General features: G+C 68.8%; 14 protein-coding genes and 2 pseudogenes. 7 read left to right on the plus strand and 9 right to left on the minus strand.

The features are described from left to right. The first annotated feature begins 133 nt into the window (after positions 1-133). The gene (gene fumC / locus IDM45_RS01015) at positions 134-1546 is read left to right on the plus strand and encodes a class II fumarate hydratase (RefSeq protein WP_209421261.1); all 1413 of its coding nucleotides are present in this window, start codon (positions 134-136) and stop codon (positions 1544-1546) included. 182 nt (positions 1547-1728) lie between these two features. Here fumC and proX (IDM45_RS01020) read toward each other — a convergent pair whose 3' ends face one another. The 4 genes from proX (IDM45_RS01020) to proV form a co-directional block, all read right to left on the minus strand. Beyond that, positions 1729-2784: a glycine betaine/L-proline ABC transporter substrate-binding protein ProX gene (gene proX, locus IDM45_RS01020; protein WP_209421262.1), complete on the minus strand. Its 1056-nt coding sequence runs from the start codon at positions 2782-2784 to the stop codon at positions 1729-1731. A 127-nt stretch (positions 2785-2911) separates the two neighbouring features. Next, the gene (gene proX / locus IDM45_RS01025; RefSeq protein ID WP_209421263.1) at positions 2912-3949 is read right to left on the minus strand and encodes a glycine betaine/L-proline ABC transporter substrate-binding protein ProX; all 1038 of its coding nucleotides are present in this window, start codon (positions 3947-3949) and stop codon (positions 2912-2914) included. A 205-nt stretch (positions 3950-4154) separates the two neighbouring features. Continuing rightward, positions 4155-5561 carry a glycine betaine/L-proline ABC transporter permease ProW gene (proW, locus tag IDM45_RS01030; protein ID WP_232653635.1) on the minus strand — a complete coding sequence of 469 codons (1407 nt, stop codon included), beginning with the start codon at positions 5559-5561 and terminating at the stop codon, positions 4155-4157. A 21-nt stretch (positions 5562-5582) separates the two neighbouring features. Next, positions 5583-6878 carry a glycine betaine/L-proline ABC transporter ATP-binding protein ProV gene (gene proV, locus IDM45_RS01035; RefSeq protein WP_209421264.1) on the minus strand — a complete coding sequence of 432 codons (1296 nt, stop codon included), beginning with the start codon at positions 6876-6878 and terminating at the stop codon, positions 5583-5585. Positions 6879-7690: 812 nt separating this feature from the next. On the opposite strand from proV, the gene acs reads away from it, so the two are divergent. Beyond that, entirely contained in the window at positions 7691-9685 is a 1995-nt protein-coding gene (gene acs, locus IDM45_RS01040) for an acetate--CoA ligase (RefSeq protein WP_209421265.1), read from the plus strand. Positions 9686-9865: 180 nt separating this feature from the next. Further along, positions 9866-10354, plus strand: a complete 489-nt coding sequence (locus IDM45_RS01045; protein ID WP_209421266.1) for a LapA family protein — start codon at positions 9866-9868, stop codon at positions 10352-10354. 113 nt (positions 10355-10467) lie between these two features. Here IDM45_RS01045 and IDM45_RS01050 read toward each other — a convergent pair whose 3' ends face one another. Beyond that, a complete protein-coding gene (locus IDM45_RS01050; RefSeq protein ID WP_209421267.1) occupies positions 10468-10773 on the minus strand; it encodes a c-type cytochrome in 306 nt (101 codons plus the stop codon). Positions 10774-10880: 107 nt separating this feature from the next. Between IDM45_RS01050 and IDM45_RS01055 the strand changes: the two genes are divergently transcribed. Next, positions 10881-11123: a TIGR04438 family Trp-rich protein gene (locus IDM45_RS01055; RefSeq protein WP_209421268.1), complete on the plus strand. Its 243-nt coding sequence runs from the start codon at positions 10881-10883 to the stop codon at positions 11121-11123. Between the two features lie 178 nt (positions 11124-11301). On the opposite strand, the gene IDM45_RS01060 is transcribed toward IDM45_RS01055, so the two are convergent. From IDM45_RS01060 to hemC, 4 genes and pseudogenes are all read right to left on the minus strand, one after another. Next, a complete protein-coding gene (locus IDM45_RS01060) occupies positions 11302-12606 on the minus strand; it encodes a heme biosynthesis HemY N-terminal domain-containing protein (RefSeq protein WP_209421269.1) in 1305 nt (434 codons plus the stop codon). A 4-nt stretch (positions 12607-12610) separates the two neighbouring features. Beyond that, a pseudogene (locus IDM45_RS01065) lies at positions 12611-13734 on the minus strand (uroporphyrinogen-III C-methyltransferase). Next, positions 13712-14572 carry a uroporphyrinogen-III synthase gene (locus IDM45_RS01070; RefSeq protein ID WP_232653631.1) on the minus strand — a complete coding sequence of 287 codons (861 nt, stop codon included), beginning with the start codon at positions 14570-14572 and terminating at the stop codon, positions 13712-13714. Before IDM45_RS01070 ends, IDM45_RS01065 begins: the two are co-directional and overlap by 23 nt. A gap of 10 nt (positions 14573-14582) precedes the next feature. Continuing rightward, positions 14583-15587 carry a hydroxymethylbilane synthase gene (hemC, locus tag IDM45_RS01075; protein ID WP_209421270.1) on the minus strand — a complete coding sequence of 335 codons (1005 nt, stop codon included), beginning with the start codon at positions 15585-15587 and terminating at the stop codon, positions 14583-14585. A 50-nt stretch (positions 15588-15637) separates the two neighbouring features. Between hemC and IDM45_RS17875 the strand changes: the two are divergent. From IDM45_RS17875 to ppc, 3 genes and pseudogenes are all read left to right on the plus strand, one after another. Then, positions 15638-15751 (plus strand): annotated as a pseudogene (locus IDM45_RS17875) (AAA family ATPase); the annotation flags it as partial. Between the two features lie 3 nt (positions 15752-15754). Beyond that, complete coding sequence (locus IDM45_RS01080) at positions 15755-16687, plus strand: PD-(D/E)XK nuclease domain-containing protein (protein WP_232653628.1); 933 nt, start codon at positions 15755-15757, stop codon at positions 16685-16687. A gap of 89 nt (positions 16688-16776) precedes the next feature. After that, a complete protein-coding gene (gene ppc, locus IDM45_RS01085; RefSeq protein WP_209421271.1) occupies positions 16777-19659 on the plus strand; it encodes a phosphoenolpyruvate carboxylase in 2883 nt (960 codons plus the stop codon). Positions 19660-19665 lie beyond the last annotated feature (6 nt).

The raw sequence follows: 19665 nt of genomic DNA on the forward strand, positions 1-19665 counted from the left end.
CGCTGCGGGCGCCGGCACCGGCACTGCGGACACATTCGCGGCCCTGGCCGACTGCACGGCAGCCCGGCCTTGCGCTGAAATGCCAGGGTCTGGCCGTGCCACCACCGTTTTTTTGCAAGGAGTTTTCTGCGCCATGAATCAGCACCATTCCGATAGCCCATCCGCCACGCGCACCGAGCGCGACACCTTCGGCCCTATCGAGGTGCCGGCCAATCGCCTGTGGGGCGCGCAGACCCAGCGCTCGCTGCTGAACTTCGACATCTCCGGCGAGCAGCAGCCGCCCGAGCTGATCCGCGCGCTGGTGCAGGTCAAGCGTGCCTCGGCCAAGGTCAACCACGACCTGGGCCTGCTGCAGGATGACCGCACGCGCGCCATCCTGGCTGCTGCCGACGAGGTGCTCGATGGCCGGCACGACGGCGAGTTTCCGCTGGTGGTCTGGCAGACCGGCTCGGGCACGCAGACCAATATGAACGTCAACGAGGTGCTGGCCAACCGCGCCAGCGAGATCCTGGGCGGCGCGCGCGGCGAGGGCCGGCTGGTGCACCCCAACGACGACGTGAACAAGAGCCAGTCGAGCAACGACGTCTTCCCCACGGCCATGCACGTGTCGGCGGTGCTGGCCATCGTGCATCGGCTGCTGCCGGCGCTGGACGAGCTACGCGGCACGCTGCAGGAAAAATCACGCCAGTTCGCCGACGTGGTCAAGATCGGCCGCACGCACCTGCAGGATGCGACGCCCTTGACGCTGGGGCAGGAGATCTCCGGCTGGGTGGCGCAGCTGCACCACGGCGAGGCCCATGTGCGTGCGGCGCTGCCGCATCTGTACGAGCTGGCGCTGGGCGGCACGGCCGTGGGCACGGGCCTGAATGCGCCGGCAGGTTATGCCGAGGCGGTGGCGCAGGAAATCGCTCGCCTGACCGGCCAGCCCTTCGTCACCGCGCCCAGCAAGTTCGAGGCGCTGGCCAGTTGCGACGCACTGGTCGCGGCGCATGGCGCGCTGAAAACCCTGGCGGCCAGCCTGATGAAGATCGCCAACGACGTGCGCTGGCTGGCCAGCGGGCCCAGGAGCGGCATCGGCGAGATCAGCATCCCGGAAAACGAGCCCGGCTCGTCCATCATGCCGGGCAAAGTGAATCCGACGCAGTGCGAGGCGCTGACCATGCTGTGCGCGCAGGTCATGGGCAACGACGTGGCCATCAACATCGGCGGCGCCAGCGGCAACTTCGAGCTGAACGTGTTCCGGCCCATGGTCAGCTACAACTTCCTGCAGAGCGTGCGCCTGCTGGCCGATGGCATGGTCAGCTTCAACGACCATTGCGCCGTGGGCATTGAGCCGCAGCGCGAGCGCATTGCCGAGCTGCTGGATCGCTCGCTGATGCTGGTCACGGCGCTCAACACCCACATCGGCTACGACAAGGCCGCCGAGATCGCCAAGAAGGCGCACCGCGAAGGCACGACGCTACGCGCGGCGGCCCTCGCCCTGGGCCATGTCACCGAAGCGCAGTTCGATGAATGGGTCGTGCCGGGCAAGATGGTGGGCGGCTGAGGTGGGTGCCACGCTTGAAAATAATGGTGTTTTTGGCCTCCAGGCCTTGCCAGACAAGCGATGGCAGCTATCAAAACAGAAGTTGAATTCCGGGGTGGTGATGAGCGTTGCGCTTGGGCTGCCCCCTCACCCCAGCCCTCTCCCCCTGAGGGGGAGAGGGGGTGAAGAGAGGCTCGCCGGGCTTAGTTCGCCGCAGCGCGCGCCTGCTGCAGCCAGCCGTCGAAGGTCTTCTGGTGCGCGCGGATCCAGGCGTCGGCGTGGCGCTCGATGTCGGCGGCGCTCTTCTCGCCCTGGTGGATCAGGCGGTTTTGCGCGCTGATGTCGGCCAGCGGGATCTGCATGACCTCGAACAGCTTGCCGGCAGCCGGGTTCTTCGCCACCCACTCCTTGTTGGCGACGATGTACTCGTTGTTCAGCGGAAAGCCGTAGTTCCTGCCGTTGGGCAGCTTGGTGTCGGTGCCGGCCTGCACGCCAGGCATGGCCGAGTAGGGCACCTGCAGCCACACGACATCCTTGCCGGTTTTCAGCACGTTGCTCAGCCAGTGCGGCGTCCAGGCGTAGAACAGCACCGGCTTGCCCGATTCATAGCGCGCCAGCGTCTCGGTGATCAGCGCCGGGTAGTTGCCCTGCACGTAGTTGACCGTGCCGCGCAGGCCGTAGGTGTCCAGATGGTGCTCGACCACCGCCTCGCCGCCCCAGCCGGCATTCGGCCCGACCAGGTCGGCGCGGCCATCGCCGCTCATGTCGAACAGCTTGGCCAGCTTCGGGTCTTTGAGCTGGTCGATGTGCGTGATGTTGTATTGATCGGCGGTCTTCTTGTCGATCATGTAGCCCTGCGCGGCGCCGGCGGAATACACGCCCTTGCGCGAGAGCCTGGCGTCGCCGCCGGCGGCCTTGTAGAACTCGGAGTGGTGCGGGTTCCAGTGGTTGGCGATCAGCGTGGCGTCGCCGCTGGCCACGGCCATGTGCGCCAGCGGGTATTCGACTTCCTTGTACGGCGCCACGTCATAGCCCAGCGCCTGCAGCGCGCGCATGGCGACCACGGTCTGGAAGGATTCTTCGGCCAGCGAGCTCTTGAGGATGGTCACCTTGACGCCCTGGCCGGGCTGGGCGGCAGGTGCGGTGTTGGCCAGGGCCGGGCCGGCGGCTGCCGCCGCCAGCGAAAAGGCGGCCAGCGCTGCGCTGCGGCGCAGCAGGGAAGAGAGGGAAAAGAGAGAGGTTTGCTGGATGGTGTGCATGTGTCTTTCTGAAGTGGATGAAGCGTGTGCAATGGTTTTGATAGCGCGCCACGCTTGATGGGAGCCGGTGTCAGCCCCCTCTCCCGCGTGCGGGAGAAGGAGTGAAGAGCGCGGAGCGTGCGAAGGTTTATTTCGCCGCCGCGCGCGCCTGCGCCAGCCAGCCGTCGAAGGTCTGCTGGTGCGCGCGGATCCAGCCGTTCACGTGCCGCTCGATGTCGGCGGGCTTGTTCTGGCCCTGGCTCATCATGTGGTTTTGCGCGTTGATGTCGGCCACAGGCAGCTGCATGACCTCAAACAGCTTGGCAGCGGCCGGGTTGGCCTCGGCCCAGGCCTTGTTGGCCAGGATTTGCTGGTTGTTCACCACGAAGCCATAGTTCTTGCCATTGGGCAGCTTGGTGTCCAGGCCCTTTTGCTCGCCGGGCAGCGAGGAAAACGGCACCTCCAGCCACACGACATCCTTGCCGGGCTTGAGCTCGTTGCTCACCCAGTAGGGCGTCCAGGTGTAGTACAGCACCGGCTTGCCTTCGCGAAAGCGCGTGATGGTGTCGGCGATCAGCGCCGAGTACGAACCCTGGTTGTGCGTCACCGTGCCGCGCAGGCCGTAGGCGTCCAGGTGGTGCTCGATCACGCCCTCGCAGCCCCAGCCGGGGTTGCAGCCGGTGAGATCCGCCTTGCCGTCGCCGTTTGTGTCGAACAGCTTGGCGATCTCGGGTTTTTTCAGCTGCTCGATGTTGGTGATCTTGTGCTGGTCGGCAGTCTTCTTGTCGATCAGGTAGCCCTGTGCGGCGTTGCCCGAGAAGATGCCCTTGCGGTACAGCTTGGCCTCGCCGCCGGCGTTCTTGTAGTAGTCGGCGTGCAGCGGGTTCCAGTGATCAGCCAGAAACGTGGCGTCGCCATTGGCAATGGCGATGTGCGCTGTCGGGTACTCGACTTCCTTGATGGGCTTGACGTCGTAGCCCAGCTGCTCCAGGCCCTTCATGACCAGCAGTGTCTGGAAGGTTTCCTCGGCAATCGAGCTCTTGAGCGGCTGCACGCTGACGCCCTTGCCGGGCTGGTCGGCGGCAAAGGCGCTGCCGGCAAGGGCCAGCGCCAGGCCGGCAGCCACGGTGGACAGGCGGGTGCGCAGGGTATGCACAGGCGCGGGGGGCAGGGTGGTGGTTGTCATCCTTGGGATTTCCTTTCGTGGGTGGGATAAATGATTTGCCGGGGGTTCGGCTCCCCCTCTGGAGGGGGGGCGATTTCGCTCCCTCCCTCTCTGGGGGAGGGTTGGGGTGGGGGCCAGCGACGGTGGCTGCACGACACGGCGCGCCAGAGCCAGCCGGCCCCCATCCCAGCCTTCCCCCACAGGGGGAAGGAGCAAGGGCAGGGGGTCAGACCGCTGGCTGGCGGCCCATGGCGGGCAGGTCGGACGTGGCTGGCTTGCCGGCTGGGGCCTGGGGCGCGGCGGCGGCAGCGGGCGTGGCCGGCTGGGCGGCGGCCTGCGCCGGGGCGGTTGCCGGGCGCTGGCGCAGAGTGCGCGTCAGCAGCCCAGCAGGGCCGGTGTGCCACCAGCGCTCGCCGCCACGGCGCGGCTCGCCCATGGCCTGGGTCAGCCGATCCAGCACGATGGCCAGCAGCACGATGCCCAGGCCGCCCACGGTGGCCAGGCCCATGTCCAGGCGGCCAATGCCGCGCAGCACCATCTGGCCCAGGCCGCCCACGGCGATCATGGAGGCAATGACCACCATGGACAGCGAGAGCATCAGCGCCTGGTTGATGCCGGCCATGATGCTGGGCATGGCCAGCGGCAGCTGCACCTTCCACAGCAGCTGCCAGGGCGAGGCGCCATAGGCGCGGCTGGCCTCGATCAAATCTGGGCGCACCTGGCGGATGCCCAGGTTGGTGAGGCGAATGAGCGGAGGCAGGGCAAAGACAATGGTCACGATCACTCCCGGCACGTTGCCGATGCCGAACAGCATGACCACCGGCACCAGATAGACGAAGGCCGGCGTGGTCTGCATGGCGTCCAGCAGCGGGCGGGTGATGCGCTGGGCGCGGTCGCTGGCGGCCAGCAGCACGCCGGCGGGCAGGCCAAGCAGCACGCAAAACAGCAGCGAGGTCAGCACCAGCGCCAGGGTGACCATGGCGTCGGGCCAGATGCCCAGCAGCATGACCAGCGCCAGCGATACCGCTGTGCCAATGGCCATGGCGCGGCCGGCGAACTGCCAGGCCAGCAGGGCGGCCAGCACGATCATGGCCGGCGTGGGCACGACCAGCAGGGCGTCGGTCACGCCGGTCAGCGTGGCGTCGATGGGTGCGCGCACGGCCTGGAAGAACGGGCGGAAGTTCTCCACCACCCAATGCAGGCCGTCGTTGATCCAGCCCTGGATGGGCAGGCCGTCGTTCTGGATCTGCTGCCACAGCGCGGCCAGACCGCCAGTGCTGCCGTCAGCGGTGCTGCTGGCCTGGGCGGCGCTGTCCAGCCAATCGGCGCCGGCTGCCGGGTCGGCGGCGCTGGCGGCAGCGTCGCCGCCGCCCCAGGGGTCGCCGGCAGGGGCATCGGCAGCCGTGCCGGCGGCGTCGCCACTCCATGGGTCGCTGGCCGTGGCCTGGGCGTTGCCGCTCCACGGGTCGGACGGGGCGGCGGTGCCGGCGGCTGCGCCATCGCTCCAGGGGGCGGCAGCAGCGGCGGCGGGCTGCTCCAGGGGCGCTGCGGCGGACGTTGCCTCGCCCGTCCAGGGGTTGCCGTCAGGGCGTTCAGGAATGTCGCTCAGGGTCTGGGCTTGGGCTTGTTGCATGTTCTTTTCTCCTCCTCGGGGTCAATGCGCGGCCAGCGTCGGGGCCACGGGGCTGGCGGCCTGCGGGAAATGCGGGTTCAGGTGCAGCGGGGCGCGCTCCTCCTGCTGCGGCGGCAGGGGCGGCGTGTCGCGATCCAGGAAGCGCATCAGGCCGGTGCGGCTGACCACGCCCAGGTAACGCCCGGCCTCATCGACCACCGGCAGCGGGCATGGCGCGCTGGACAGCGGCCCATACAGGTCGGCCACCGGCGTGGCGGCCTCGATGGCCGGGGCGTCGCCCAGGAAGGCGTGGCGCAGGCCCAGCGGCCCCTGGTGGCCGTGCAGCGCCTGGCGCAGCGACTGCGAGGACACCACGCCCAGAAAGCGCTGGTCGCTGGTCAGCACATAGGCGTGCTCGCGATCCGAGTCCTCCAGGATGCGCAGCGTGGCGCGGCAGCCCCGGTCGGACTGCGCCGAGACCACGGTGAGCGCCTGGCGCGCGATGTCGGCGGCCTTGAATACGGCGGCGGCATCCACCCCGCGCACAAAGCTGCGCACGTAGTCGTTGGCCGGGCAGCGCAGGATCTCGTCGGGCGTGCCGACCTGCACCACCTGGCCGTCCTTCATGATGGCGATGCGGTCGCCGATGCGCATGGCCTCGTCCAGGTCGTGCGAGATGAAGACGATGGTGCGCCGCTGCTTTTCCTGCAGGCGCAGCAGCTCGGACTGCATTTCGGTGCGGATGATGGGGTCGAGCGCGGAGAACGCCTCGTCCATCAGCAAGATGGCCGGATCGGACGCCAGCGCCCGCGCCAGGCCGACGCGCTGCTGCATCCCGCCCGAGAGCTCATCCGGATAGCTCGCGCCCCAGCCGGCCAGGCCGACCTGGGCCAGCGCCTGCTCGGCCGCCTGCTGGCGCTCCTGGCGGCCCACGCCGGCCAGCTCCAGGCCGAAGGCGGTGTTGTCCAGCACCGTGAGGTGGGGCATCAGCGCGAACGACTGGAACACCATGGAGATGTCCTTGCGCCGCAGCGCGCGCAGGGCCGGCTCGCTGAGCTGCCCGATGTCCTGGCCATCGACCATGATGCGCCCGCTGGTGGGCGCGATCAGGCGGTTGAGCATCCGCACCAGGGTCGATTTGCCCGAGCCGGACAGGCCCATGACGACGAAGATCTCGCCGGCCTCGATGGTGAACGTGGCGTCGAAGACGCCGATGGACTGGCCGGTGCGCTCCAGGATGTCCTGCTTGGACGCGCCCTGGCGCACCAGCTCCAGCGCCTGCTGGGGTTGCTCGCCAAAGACCTTGAAGACGTGGTCGATGATGATTTGCTTGGCCATGAATGGATTTCCTCCCTCTTGTCACTCGAATCGAGTCGAACGGATGCCAAACCCCGCCAGCGCTCTGAGAGAGAGCCGCAGGGACTGCGAAGGCCGAAGCAAGGCAGACTGGGCAACCAAGAACCCTGATGCGCCGGAACCACGATGGCGGCGCGCACCGCAGGCGGTGGGCGCAGCAGACGAATGCCGGAGAGCGGACACGGGAAGAACAGACAACCAGTGACCTGGTCGGCCCGAATGGCACGCGAAGCAGTACGCAAGGGCCTGTATGGCAAGCAGGACGCGCGTGGCAAAAGAGGCCGGGCTGGGGACTTTTGCTCAAACAGCGCGGGTGCGGTGCGCTGCGCAGGAGCAACGGCATCGACACCAGGGGGGCATCAGGGCCGAGTCTTCGGCCTGGACGCCGGGCGCTGCCTCATCGCTGTCGTATGAGAAAACGCGCCGCCGCCGTGAACAACAACCTTTGGTTCAGCACTCGGAAATGGGCTGCCCAAAGATCGATTACCTGCATGGCAGGTTGTAAAACATCGATCTAGTATATTGATTGCCTATGTTTGAGTCAAAACAAAGGTTATCAAATGTGTGTTAGCAAGCGAGTTGTTTCGGTTGCAGTTTTTTCTGTTTTGATAGCTGCCTGCGCTTGCCTGCAAAGGGTTTGGAGCCGATTTGACCAAAAACCGGCCTACCGGCGCAGAGCGTCCCGCCTGGCCGCGTCCGGGCGCAGGGGCCGCGTCAGTGGGTTGTAAGTCCCGCAGATGACATTTGCACGCCGAAATTTCTACTGTTCCGTCCGTCTTGCAGGAGACAAATCCATGAGTGCATCCCCGTCCGCGATCCAATCCGTACTGGTCGAAAACCGTGTCATCCAGCCGCCCGAAAACGTCGTCCAGGGCGCCAACATCTCGGGCATGTCGGCCTACCAGGCGCTGCGCGCCGAGGCCGACCAGGATTTCCAGGGCTTCTGGGGCCGCCAGGCACGCGAGAACCTGCAGTGGATCAAACCCTTCACCCGCGTGCTCGACGAGAGCAATGCGCCGTTTTACCAGTGGTTCGATGACGGCGAGCTCAACGCCAGCGCCAACTGCCTGGATCGCCACATGGGCACGCCGGTCGAGAACAAGACGGCCATCATTTTCGAGGCCGACGACGGCAAGGTCACCAAGTACACCTACCGCGAACTGCTCGCGCGCGTGAGCCAGTTCGCCAACGCGCTCAAGAGCCACGGCGTCGCGAAGGGCGACCGGGTGCTGATCTACATGCCCATGGGCGTGGAGGGCGTGGTGGCCATGCAGGCCTGCGCGCGCATCGGCGCCACGCACAGCGTGGTGTTCGGCGGCTTTTCCGCCAAGGCGGTGCAAGAGCGCATCGTGGACGCGCAGGCCGTGGCCGTGATCACCGCCAACTACCAGGTGCGCGGCGGCAAGGAGCTGCCGCTCAAGGGCATCGTCGATGACGGCCTGGCCCTGGGCGGCTGCGAGACGGTCAAGAACGTGTTCGTGTTCCAGCGCACCGCCACCGCCTGCAACATGGTGGAAGGCCGCGACAAGACCTTCGAGCAGGCCCTGGAAGGCCAGAGCAGCGAGTGCGAGCCGACGCCGGTGGGCGCCGAGCATCCGCTGTTCATCCTCTACACCAGCGGCTCCACCGGCAAGCCCAAGGGCGTGCAGCACAGCACCGGCGGCTACCTGCTGTGGGCCAAGCGCACCATGGAGTGGAGCTTCGACCTCCAGCCCTCGGACGTGTTCTGGTGTACGGCCGACATCGGCTGGGTCACCGGCCACAGCTACGTCGCCTATGGCCCGCTGGCTGCCGGCGGCACGCAGATCATCTTCGAGGGCATCCCGACCTATCCCAACGCCGGACGCTTCTGGCAGATGATCGAGCGCCACAAGTGCACCATCTTCTACACCGCGCCCACCGCCATCCGCTCGCTGATCAAGGCTGCCGACTCGGACGAGTCCGTGCATCCGAAGAACTGGGATCTGTCCAGCCTGCGCGTGCTGGGCAGCGTGGGCGAACCCATCAACCCCGAGGCCTGGATGTGGTATTACAAGCACGTCGGCGGCGAGCGCTGCCCGGTGGTGGATACCTGGTGGCAGACTGAGACCGGCGGGCACATCATCAACCCGCTGCCGGGCGCCACGCCCATGGTGCCGGGCTCGTGTACGCTGCCGCTGCCGGGCATTTACACGGCGGTGGTCGATGAGACCGGTACCGAGATGCCCGATGGCTCGGGCGGCATGCTGGTCATCAAACGCCCCTGGCCGAGCATGATCCGCACCATCTGGAACGACCCCGAGCGCTTCAAGAAGACCTACTTCCCCGAGGAGATGCGCGGCGCCTACCTGGCCGGCGACGGCGCGGTGCGCGACAAGGACAACGGCTACTTCCGCGTCACCGGGCGCATCGACGACGTGCTCAACGTCTCGGGCCACCGCATGGGCACCATGGAGATCGAGTCCGCCCTGGTGGCCAAGTCCGACCTCGTGGCCGAGGCGGCGGTGGTAGGCCGCCCCGACGACCTGACGGGCGAGGCCATCTGCGCCTTCGTGGTACTCAAGCGCCCGCGCCCCACCGGCGACGAGGCCAAGCAGATCGCCAAGGAGCTGCGCGACTGGGTGGCCAAGGAGATCGGCCCGATTGCCAAGCCCAAGGACATCCGCTTCGGCGAGAACCTGCCCAAGACCCGCTCGGGCAAGATCATGCGCCGCCTGCTGCGCTCGCTGGCCAAGGGCGAGTCCATCACCCAGGACACCAGCACCCTGGAGAACCCCGCAATCCTGGAGCAGTTGGCGCAGAACAACTGATCCAGAGCGGCCACCGCCAGTGGCCGGCGCGCTGGTCGCAGCGCGCCAAACGCACAACGCAAAAGCCGCCCCGCCTGTGCCGGGCGGCTTTTTCTTGCGCGCAAAAGCGCCACGAGGGCGCCGGGGAGCAGGCCCGACTGGGTTACAACAGCGGCTGCGAATTTCCCAAGGAGCGATCCCATGAACCTGCGAACCCTGATCCTGCTGCTCATCATGGCGGCGATTGCCGCGCTGGCGGTGCTGAACTGGCCGCTGCTGGCCACGCCGACCATCATGTCGCTGGGCCTGACCACCATCGAAGCGCCGCTGGGGCTGATCATGCTGGCGCTCACGGCCCTCATGGCGGTGATGTTCCTGGCCTACGTGCTGGGCCTGCATGGCTCGGTGCTGCTGGAGGCGCGCCGCCATACCAAGGAGATGGCCGCCCAGCGCGAACTGGCCGACAAGGCCGAGGCCTCGCGCTTCACCGAACTGCGCAATTTCCTCGATGCCCAGCACAGCGCCATGCTGGCGCGCATGGATGCGCTGGAGGCACGCATGAGCAGCCGCCTGAAGGAGTCCGACAACACCACGGCGGCCTACGTCGGGCAACTGGAGGATCAATTGCACCGCCAGGGCGGGCAGGGCGGGGTGACGGAGCTGCGCATCGAGCCGGGCCTGCGCCCCTGAAGCCCGGGCGCTGGCGCCGGGCAGGGCCAGACAGCAAAAAAGCCGCAGCGCCTGGCAGCGCTGCGGCTTGTTGCGTCCCGCCGGCCCTGGAGCCGATGGACGGAGGCGGTGGCTTACTTGAGCGACAGCACCCAGTTGGCCAGCTTCTTGGCATCGTCGGCATTGACCTGGGCGTTGGCCGGCATGGGCACCGGGCCCCAGACGCCGGAGCTGCCCTTGATGATCTTCTCGGCCAGCTTGTCGGCAGCGCCGGCCTGGCCGGCGTACTTGGCAGCAACGTCCTTGTAGGAGGGGCCGACCAGCTTCTTGTCCACGGAGTGGCAGGCCATGCAGTTCTTGGACTTGGCCAGGGCCTCGTCGGCCATGACGGGGGCGGCTGCAGTCAGGGCCACGGCGAGGGTGATGAGAGTGCGCTTCATGGTGGGGTTCCTCTGATGGGGTGAAGTACAGTTGTCTTCCAACGCGATTGTAGTGTTCGCTGTTGACCGGAATGCCGCCATGTCCGGACGGCGGCAAAGGACGTGATATGTACACCCTGGTGCTGGGCCTGCTGCTGATTTTCCTCAAATACTTCCAGGTTGCCCCGGTTGCCGACTGGGCCTGGTGGTGGGTGCTGTCGCCCCTGGCCGTCACTGCCGTCTGGTGGGCCTGGGCCGATGCTTCGGGCTACACCAAGCGCAAGGCCATGGAAAAGATCGACCAGCGCAAGCTCGACCGCATCAATCGGCAAAAGCAGGCCATGGGCACAGCCGCACGCAAGCGGCGCTGAGTGCCACCCCCGCAATGCCTCGAAGGTGTCGCCAAGGACCTGAACACGCCGCCGAGGCAGCAGACAGAACTCCTGATTCAATAGCTGGAAGCGCTTGCCTGGCTTGGGTTTGAGCCGCTTTTTCTTGTAAAAACAGCTTGCTGCTGGCGCTGGCGTTGGCGGCAGGCGTTCGTGCCTGTCAATCCTGGCTCAGCGCCGCCTGCTTCCAGGCCTGGGCGGCGGCGCTGTCGTCGCCCTGCTGCTCGGCCAGCGCGGCCAGCGCGCGCCAGGCGTTGGCGCGCAGGGCCGGATCGGCCAGCTGCGGCGCTGCCTGGGCCAGCAACTGCCGGGCCTTGCCCCACAGCTCACGGTGCATACAGGCCAGGGCCGACAGGTACAGCAGCCGGGCATCGCCGGGCTGTGCCCGGCTGGCGGCTTCGATGCGCGCCAGCCAGGGGGCATCCAGGCCGTGCAGGCTGGTCTGCAGCACGGTGACCAGCCGGGCGCCTTCGTCACTTTGCAGGTTGGGCACGGCGCCGGCTCCCGCTCCTGCGGAGCCTGCCGCCATGCGCTCCCACACCGGCAGCAGCCAGGCGCGCACCTGCGCCGGCTCGCCGCCCAGCTCCTGCAGGCGGCGCGCGGCACGCACGGCGATGTCGGGCGTGGTGCGCTCGGCTGCGTCCAGGCTGGCCCAGACACGCTCCAGCTGGGCCGTGTCGCGGGCGTCGTTGATCAGCTCCAGCACCAGGCTGCGCACCAGGCTGGCAGCGGCTGCCGGGGCAAAGGCGCGGTGCTTGGCCAGCAGGCGGGCGGTGTCCAGCGCTTCTGCCGTGCGGTGCTGCAGCCGGGCCGCCTTCAGGCGCACGCGCTGCGCCAGGGTGCGCCGTGCCGCGCCGCTGGACAGCTCGCCCAGCCGCTCCAGCGCCGTGGCGGCGTCGCGCTCGTCGAGCGCCCAGCGCGCTGCGCGCAGCTGGGCGCCGTCGCGCAGCTCGGCGTCCAGCGCCGTGTCGGGCTGGCCCAGGCCATCCAGGGCCTGCTGCAGATGGGCGTCGCGCTGCTCGCCGTCCTGCAGCGCGTGCGCGGCCTCGGCGGCCAGCAGGTGCGCCAGGGTGCGCAGCTGGCGCCCGTGGCCCAGTTGCTCGCCGCTCTGCGCCAGGCGGCGCTCCTGCTGCACGGCGGATTCGGCAGCGCGGCGCGAGCGCAGAAAGCGCCCCGACAGCAGTTGCGTCAGCGCCTCCAGCAGCGCGCCGTGCATGGCGCGCTCCTTTTGCAGCCGGCGCCAGCGGCGCGCGCGCCCGGGTAGCTCCAGCAGCGTCGCCGTGCCGCGCAGCGCGGCATACAGCAGGGCAAAGCCGGCAAACAACAGCACCAGCACCATGTTGAGCGACAGATCGACCCGGTAGGGCGGCCAGAACACGGTGATCGTGCCCTGGTTGTTGCCGGCGAACAGGGCCACGGCGACGGCAGCGCCGAACAGGGCCAGCAACCACAGGGCGGCGCGCATGGTGTCAGCGCCCCGCCGCTGCCGTGGCCAGTGCGGCCATGGAGTGGTCGAGCTGGGGCAGCTCGGCCGATCGGATGTGGCCCTGCAGCTGATCCAGCGAGGACGCCATGGTCTGGACGCGGCGCGAGGCCGGGTCGAAGTACTTGCCCACCGCTGCGCTGGCCATCTGCAGGTCGGCGCGCGCCGTGTCCATGCGCCGTGCCAGCAGCGCCAGGCGGGCATTGAGCAGCTTGAGCTTGAGGTTCTCGCGCAGGAAGAAAGCCTGCTCGGGCGCCAGCAGCATGGCCTCGGGCTGGTCGATGCGGCTCACGCGCAGCAGGCCGCGCGCCTGTTCGCGCGCGCCTTCCCAGGCACGGCCCAGCAGGCGCTGCCACTGCGGCTCGGGGGCGGCGGCGGTTTTGGCGGTTTCGGCAGTGTCGGCAGGGGGGTGGCCGGCGCGGCTGCAGCGGGAGCTGCAGCGCCAGCGCGGCCCGGGCGCGGCTGGCGCATGGCGGCGGCGCTGGCCACGTCGGCCAGCAGCGGCAACTCGTCAGCCTGGCGCACCAGGTCGTCGATGCGGCCCAGCAGGCCGGCGGTGTCGGTCACGCTGGCGCGCTCCAGGCGCTCCAGATCCTGCGCCAGAGCGCGCTGCACGGGCGCCAGGCGCGGCTGGGCGGCGCGCTCGATGCGCTGCTCGGCACTCCTGAGGGCGGCGATCAGCGGCTGCAGGCTGCCGGTGAGCTGGGCTTGCTGTTGGGCCAGGCGCAGCGCGGCCTCGATGTCGGCCACCAGGTTTTCATCACGCGTGCGCGACAGGCTGTGCATCAGCTCTTCGAGCTGGCCGCGCTGCAGCGCCACTTCGCCGACGCGGGTTTCGGCCACGGCCAGGCGTGCGGCGGTCTCGCGTGCCAGATCCTGCGCCTCGCGCGCCACGGTGCGCGCCTCGATGGCCTGGGCGCCGGAGTCGGCGCTTTGGCGCGCCAGCTGCTCCTGAATGGCCGACAGGCGCTGCCACAGCAGCAGCGAACTGGCCAGGCCGGCGATGGCCAACATGCCCAGCAGCCACAGGCCGGCGCGCGTGGCGGCTGCCGTGCCGGACAGCGGGGCTGCGGGAGCGGCGACCGGCTCAGGAGGAGTCTCGATGGGCATGGAGCGATTTTATCGATGCGGCCACATCCGCCAGGGCCGGGCGGCACTCGTGTACGGCGCCAAAACCGGCCTCGCGTGCCGTCTGGGCAATGCGTGCGTGGGTGGCCAGCGCCCGGGCGTGCTGCCAGTCCTGGCCGGGCAGAAGGGTCTGCAGATGCATCAGGGCCTCGGAGCTGCTGAGCAGCCACAGCGTGCCGTCGTGCGCCGCAGCCCGGGCCAGGGCCTGCTGGGCGGCAGTCCACTGCGGCGCGCAGCGCTCGTAGGCGGCGACGAAATGCACTTCGGCCCCGGCAGCGGCCAGTTGCGCGCCCAGCCAGGGCCGGCCCTGGCCGCCTTCGACCGCCGGGCCGCCGCTGCCGCGCACGATCAGGATGCGGTCGCCGGGGCGCACCTGCGTTGCCACGCAAGGCCACAAGGCCTCGGAGTCGAACTGCGCGCTGGTGGCTGGCGGGGCGTCGATGCGGGCCGCCGGCACGCCAGCGGCCTGCAGGGCGCGCAGCGTGCCCGGGCCGGGCGCCCATGCTCTTGTATCGATAGCTGTCAGCGCTTGTCTGGTAAGGGTTTGCGCCAGATTTGACTCTGAATCTTCAGCGGTATCGGCAAGAAAATGCGCCACCGCATTCGGGCTGACGAACATGGCCGCACGGTACTGGCCCAGCGCGCGGCGCGCCTGCTCCAGTGCCTGCAGCAGTACCGGATCCCGCAGCGCGCGGATGTCAATCAGCGGCAGCGCCTGGGCGGCCATGCCGTGTGTCTGCAGGCCCTGCACCCACGGCATGGCCTCGCGCGCCGGGCGGGTGACGAGCACGCGCGCTGCGCCGGGCATGGCTTCGGGCATGGCAGGCAACTCAGGCATTCGCTGCCCGGGCGCCATGGGCGCGCAGCCGCGCCGCCACGGCCAGGCCCAGGGCGTCGGCCTCGCCCAGGGTGTGGACGCGGGCCGTGTCCTCGGCGCGCACCAGCGCGGCGCCGGTTTCCAGGTCGCCCCAGGCGGCGCGCAGCTGCAGCGTGCCGTCGGCCAGCCACTGGCCGTGCGCCGCCAGCGGCATGGAGCAACTGCCGCCCATGGCGCGGCTGACGGCACGCTCGGCGGTCACCGTCAGCCAGGTCGGCTGGTGCGCCAGCGGGGCCAGCGCGGCGATCAGATCGGTGCGCTCGGCACGCACCTCGATGCCCAGGGCGCCCTGGCCGGCGGCGGGCAGCATCTGTTCGGGCGTGAAGATGGCGCGGATGCGCCCCTGCAGGCCCAGGCGCTTGAGGCCGGCGGCGGCCAGCACGATGGCGTCGTACTGGCCTTCGTCGAGCTTGCGCAGCCGGGTGTTGACGTTGCCGCGCAGCGGCTCGATGCGCAGGTCGGGCCGCAGTGCCTGCAGCAGCACCTGGCGGCGCAGGCTGGAGGTGCCGACCACACCGCCCCGGGGTACCTCGTCCAGGCTGGCCCAGCACGGCGAGACGAAGGCGTCGCGCGGATCCTCGCGCTGCATGACGCAGCCCAGCGCAAAGCCCGGCGGCAGCTCCATGGGCACGTCCTTGAGCGAATGCACGGCGATGTCGGCGCGGCCTTCCTCCAGCGCCACTTCGAGTTCTTTGACGAACAGCCCTTTGCCGCCGACCTTGGACAGCGTGCGATCCAGGATCTGGTCGCCGCGCGTGGTCATGCCCAGTAGCTGCACGCTGTGCCCGCGCGCGGCCAGCAGCTGCTGCACGTGCTCGGCCTGCCACAGGGCCAGCTGGCTCTCGCGCGTGGCGATGACGATGGAGAGGGGGGAGTGGAGGCGGGGGAATTCATCGGCGAAGTGCTCGGTCACGGCCCCTGCCGGCACGGCAGCAGGGGCTGCGCGGGATGCTAGCATGTTGCGCTGCAGCATGAGTCAACGCGAACCGGCGCCCATTCTCGCGTCCACGGCGCTTTGGCAAGAGCCTGTTTCTGGACACGCTGAAGGAGCTGTTCGAGAGCAACCGGGCGCTGTTCGAGGGGCTGCACGCCGAGCAGCACTGGGACTGGTCGGTGAAATAGCCGGTGCTGCGCTTCAGCTTTGGCGGCGGCCTGCTGGGCAGTGTGGAGGACTTGCGCGCCAGCCTGGCCGAGCAACTGGGCACCTTTGAGGCGCGCCACGGCCTGCCCGCCGAATACCCCGACGCGCACATCCGCTTTGCGCTCCTGACCGGTGTATCCAAGTTCAGCAAGGTGAGCATCTTTTCCGACCTGAACAACCTCAACGACATCACGCTGGATGCGCCGTACTCAGCCATTTGCGGCTACACCGAGCACGACATCGACACCGTGTTCGCGCCCGAGCTGCCCGGGCTGGATCGTGAGGTGGCGCCCGAGACACTGCTGTCGTCCTTCGACGTGGATCACATCGCCACCGAAGCCCTGCTGTTCCAGGCCGGCCACCTGACCATCGACCGGGTCGAGGAAATCCCCGGCCTGGCCCAGGTGGCGCTGCGCTACCCCAACCTGAAGGTGCGCACCGCGCTCAACGGCGCGCTGCTGCCAGCCCTCACCGGGCACGACAGCCATTACGCCGTGCAGATGGGCCGGCTGTACCGGCTGCTGCAGGCAGGCGATGTGGCCGGGCTGCGCGAAGTCTTCCATGCCTTCTTTGCCACCGTCCCGCACGACTGGCATCGCGCCAACCCGATCGCCCGCTACGAGGGCTACTGGGCCAGCGTGTGCTACAGCCACTTTGCCGCCCTGGGGTTGGACATCGTGCTCGAAGACGTGACCAGCCACGGGCGCATGGACATGGCGGTGCGGCTGGCGCAGCGCGTCTATCTGTTCGAGTTCAAGGTGGTCGAGCTGGTGCCTGAGGGCCGGGCGCTGCAGCAGTTGCAGGACAGGGGCTATGCCGACAAATACCGCGCCACTGGCCAGGCCGTGCATCTGGTCGGCATCGAGTTCAGCCGCGACGAGCGCAACATCGTCGGCTTCGAGACGCTGGCGCTCTGAGCCTGCGCTAGGATGCTGCGCCGCAACAATCAAGCCAGCATCCTGCCGTGCATCCCGCCTGCAGGGCATGGCCTCAGGAGACTTCGCGCATGTCCGCCACCGATTCCAGCGCCGCCCCCGAGGCATCGGCCCCCTCAGCTGCCCCGGCTCCTGCCGCCCGCCCGGCGCGGCGCACCGACAAGGATCAGCCTTTGACGCAGGACATCCGCCTGCTGGGCCGCATCCTGGGCGACGTGATCCGCGAGCACGAGGGCACGGCGGCCTATGAGCTGGTCGAGCAGGTGCGCAAGCTCTCGGTGGCCTTCCGGCGCGATGCCGACCAGGAGGCCGACCGGGCGCTGAAAAAACTCCTCAAGTCGCTGACTGGCGACCAGACGGTGAGCGTGATCCGCGCCTTCACCTATTTCAGCCATCTGGCCAATCTGGCCGAGGATCGCCACCACATCCGCCGCCGCGCCGTACACGAGCGCGCCGGCAGCACGCAGGAGGGCAGTGTCGAAGTCGCCCTGGCGCGCCTGCGCTGGGCCGGCATCGCCCCGCGTGCCGTGGCCGAGATGCTGGCCAGCGCCTATGTGGCGCCGGTGCTCACGGCCCACCCGACCGAAGTGCAGCGCAAGAGCATCCTGGATGCCGAGCGCGAGATCGCCCAGCTGCTGGCCCGCAGGGACGACATCGCCACCCGTGCCCAGCTCTACAAGGCGGCGCGCGACACTTTGAGTCCGCGCGAGCTGGCGGCCAACGAGGCGCAATTGCGCGCCCGTGTGGCGCAGCTGTGGCAAACGCGCCTCTTGCGCTACTCCAGGCTCACCGTGGCCGACGAGATCGAAAACGCCCTGTCCTACTACGAAGCCACCTTTCTGAGCGAAATCCCCAAGCTCTATGCACAACTGGAGCGCGAACTGGGCGCGCAGCAGCCGGTGGCCAGCTTCCTGCGCATGGGCCAGTGGATCGGCGGCGACCGCGACGGCAACCCCAACGTCAGCGCCGCCACGCTGTCGCTGGCCTTGGGCCGGCAGGCCGAAGTCGCCCTGCGCCACTACCTGACCGAAGTACACCTGCTGGGCGGCGAGCTGTCGCTGTCAGCGAAGCTGGTGCCGGTCACGCCCGAGATGCAGCTGCTGGCCGAGCGCTCGCCCGACACCAGCGAGCACCGCTCGGACGAGCCCTACCGGCGCGCGCTGACCGGCATCTACGCCCGCCTGGCAGCCACCCTGAAAAACCTGACCGGCGCGGAGGCCGCGCGCCACGCCGTCGCACCGCAGCATCCCTACGACAGCGCCGAGGAATTCCTGGCCGATCTGCACACCATCGACGCCTCGCTGCGCACCCACCGCAGCGAACTGCTGACCGCCGAGCGCCTGGCGCCGCTGCTGCGCGCGGTGGAAGTGTTCGGCTTTCATCTGGCTACCGTGGATCTGCGGCAAAGCTCGGATCAGCATGAGCGCGTGATCGCCGAGCTGCTGGCCACGGCACGCATCGAGCCCGACTATGCCGCCCTGCCCGAGCAGGCGCGCCGTGCGTTGCTGATGCGGCTGCTGTGCGATGCCCGGCCCCTGCGTGTGGTCGGTGCGCGCTACAGCGAGCACACCAGCGGCGAGCTGGCCATCTTCGAGACGGCGCTGGCGGCGCTGCGCCGCTTTGGCCGCGAGGCGATTCGCCACTACATCATCAGCCACACCGAGACGGTGAGCGATCTGCTGGAAGTGCTGCTGCTGCAAAAGGAAGTCGGCCTGATGCAGGGCACGCTGGACACGGTCGAGGCGCGCGTGCAGCTCATCGTGGTGCCGCTGTTCGAGACCATTGAAGACCTGCGCAATGCCGCGCCCATCATGCGCGAGTTCTACGCCCTGCCCGGCGTGGCCGAGCTGGTGCGCCAAAGCGGTGCGCTGCAGGACATCATGCTGGGCTACAGCGACAGCAACAAGGACGGCGGCATCTTCACCAGCAACTGGGAGCTGTACCGCGCCGAGATCGCGCTGGTGCAGCTCTTTGACGAGATGAACGCTGCCGCCCGGCCGGCGCCGCCGGTGGCGCTGCGCATGTTCCACGGGCGCGGCGGCACCGTGGGGCGCGGCGGCGGGCCGAGCTACCAGGCCATCCTGGCGCAGCCGCCGGGCACGGTGCGCGGACAGATCCGCCTGACCGAGCAGGGCGAGGTGATTGCCTCCAAATACGCCAACCCGGAAATTGGCCGGCGCAACCTGGAAACCCTGGTCGCCGCGACGCTGGAGGCGACGCTCTTGCAGCCCACCAAGCCGGCTACCGAAGCCTTTCTGGCGGCAGCCGAGGAGCTGTCGTGCGCCAGCATGGCGGCCTACCGCGCGCTGGTCTATGAAACGCCCGGCTTCACGCAGTATTTTTTCAACGCCACGCCGATCCGCGAGATTGCCGAGTTGAACATCGGCTCGCGCCCGGCCTCGCGCAAGGCCAGCCAGAAGATCGAGGACTTGCGCGCCATCCCCTGGGGCTTCAGCTGGGGCCAGTGCCGCCTCACCTTGCCGGGCTGGTACGGCTTTGGCGCGGCGGTGGAGGCTTTCGTCAAAGCCCCTGGCGAAGACGCCAAGGCGCGGCTGCAACTGCTGCAGAAGATGTACCGCCAGTGGCCGTTCTTCCACACCCTGCTGTCCAACATGGACATGGTGCTGGCCAAGAGCGACCTGGCGCTGGCCTCGCGCTACAGCGAGCTGGTGCCCGATGCGCGCCTGCGCCGGCGCGTGTTTACGGCCATCGAGGCCGAGTGGCAGCGCACGGCGGAGGCACTCGCGCGCATCACCGGCGAGCGCCAGCGCCTGGCCGGCAACACGGCGCTGGCGCGCTCCATCCGCCACCGCTTCCCCTACATCGACCCGCTGCACCACCTGCAAGTCGAGCTGATCCGCCGCTGGCGCGCCGGGCAGGGCGACGAGCGGGTGCAGACCGGCATCCACATCTGCATCAACGGCATCGCCGCCGGGCTGCGCAACACCGGCTGACGCGCG

The organism is Melaminivora jejuensis (assembly GCF_017811175.1).
In the GTDB taxonomy this organism is placed as follows: domain Bacteria; phylum Pseudomonadota; class Gammaproteobacteria; order Burkholderiales; family Burkholderiaceae_C; genus Melaminivora; species Melaminivora jejuensis.

Bases quoted from the DNA above. Each gene is read 5' to 3' on its own strand.
- fumC (WP_209421261.1), top strand. From the start codon at position 134: ATGAATCAGCACCATTCCGATAGCCCATCCGCCACGCGCACCGAGCGC.
- proX (WP_209421262.1), bottom strand. From the start codon at position 2,784: ATGCACACCATCCAGCAAACCTCTCTCTTTTCCCTCTCTTCCCTGCTG.
- proX (WP_209421263.1), bottom strand. From the start codon at position 3,949: ATGACAACCACCACCCTGCCCCCCGCGCCTGTGCATACCCTGCGCACC.
- proW (WP_232653635.1), bottom strand. From the start codon at position 5,561: ATGCAACAAGCCCAAGCCCAGACCCTGAGCGACATTCCTGAACGCCCT.
- proV (WP_209421264.1), bottom strand. From the start codon at position 6,878: ATGGCCAAGCAAATCATCATCGACCACGTCTTCAAGGTCTTTGGCGAG.
- acs (WP_209421265.1), top strand. From the start codon at position 7,691: ATGAGTGCATCCCCGTCCGCGATCCAATCCGTACTGGTCGAAAACCGT.
- IDM45_RS01045 (WP_209421266.1), top strand. From the start codon at position 9,866: ATGAACCTGCGAACCCTGATCCTGCTGCTCATCATGGCGGCGATTGCC.
- IDM45_RS01050 (WP_209421267.1), bottom strand. From the start codon at position 10,773: ATGAAGCGCACTCTCATCACCCTCGCCGTGGCCCTGACTGCAGCCGCC.
- IDM45_RS01055 (WP_209421268.1), top strand. From the start codon at position 10,881: ATGTACACCCTGGTGCTGGGCCTGCTGCTGATTTTCCTCAAATACTTC.
- IDM45_RS01060 (WP_209421269.1), bottom strand. From the start codon at position 12,606: ATGCGCGCCGCCCTGTGGTTGCTGGCCCTGTTCGGCGCTGCCGTCGCC.
- IDM45_RS01070 (WP_232653631.1), bottom strand. From the start codon at position 14,572: ATGCCCGAAGCCATGCCCGGCGCAGCGCGCGTGCTCGTCACCCGCCCG.
- hemC (WP_209421270.1), bottom strand. From the start codon at position 15,587: ATGCTAGCATCCCGCGCAGCCCCTGCTGCCGTGCCGGCAGGGGCCGTG.
- ppc (WP_209421271.1), top strand. From the start codon at position 16,777: ATGTCCGCCACCGATTCCAGCGCCGCCCCCGAGGCATCGGCCCCCTCA.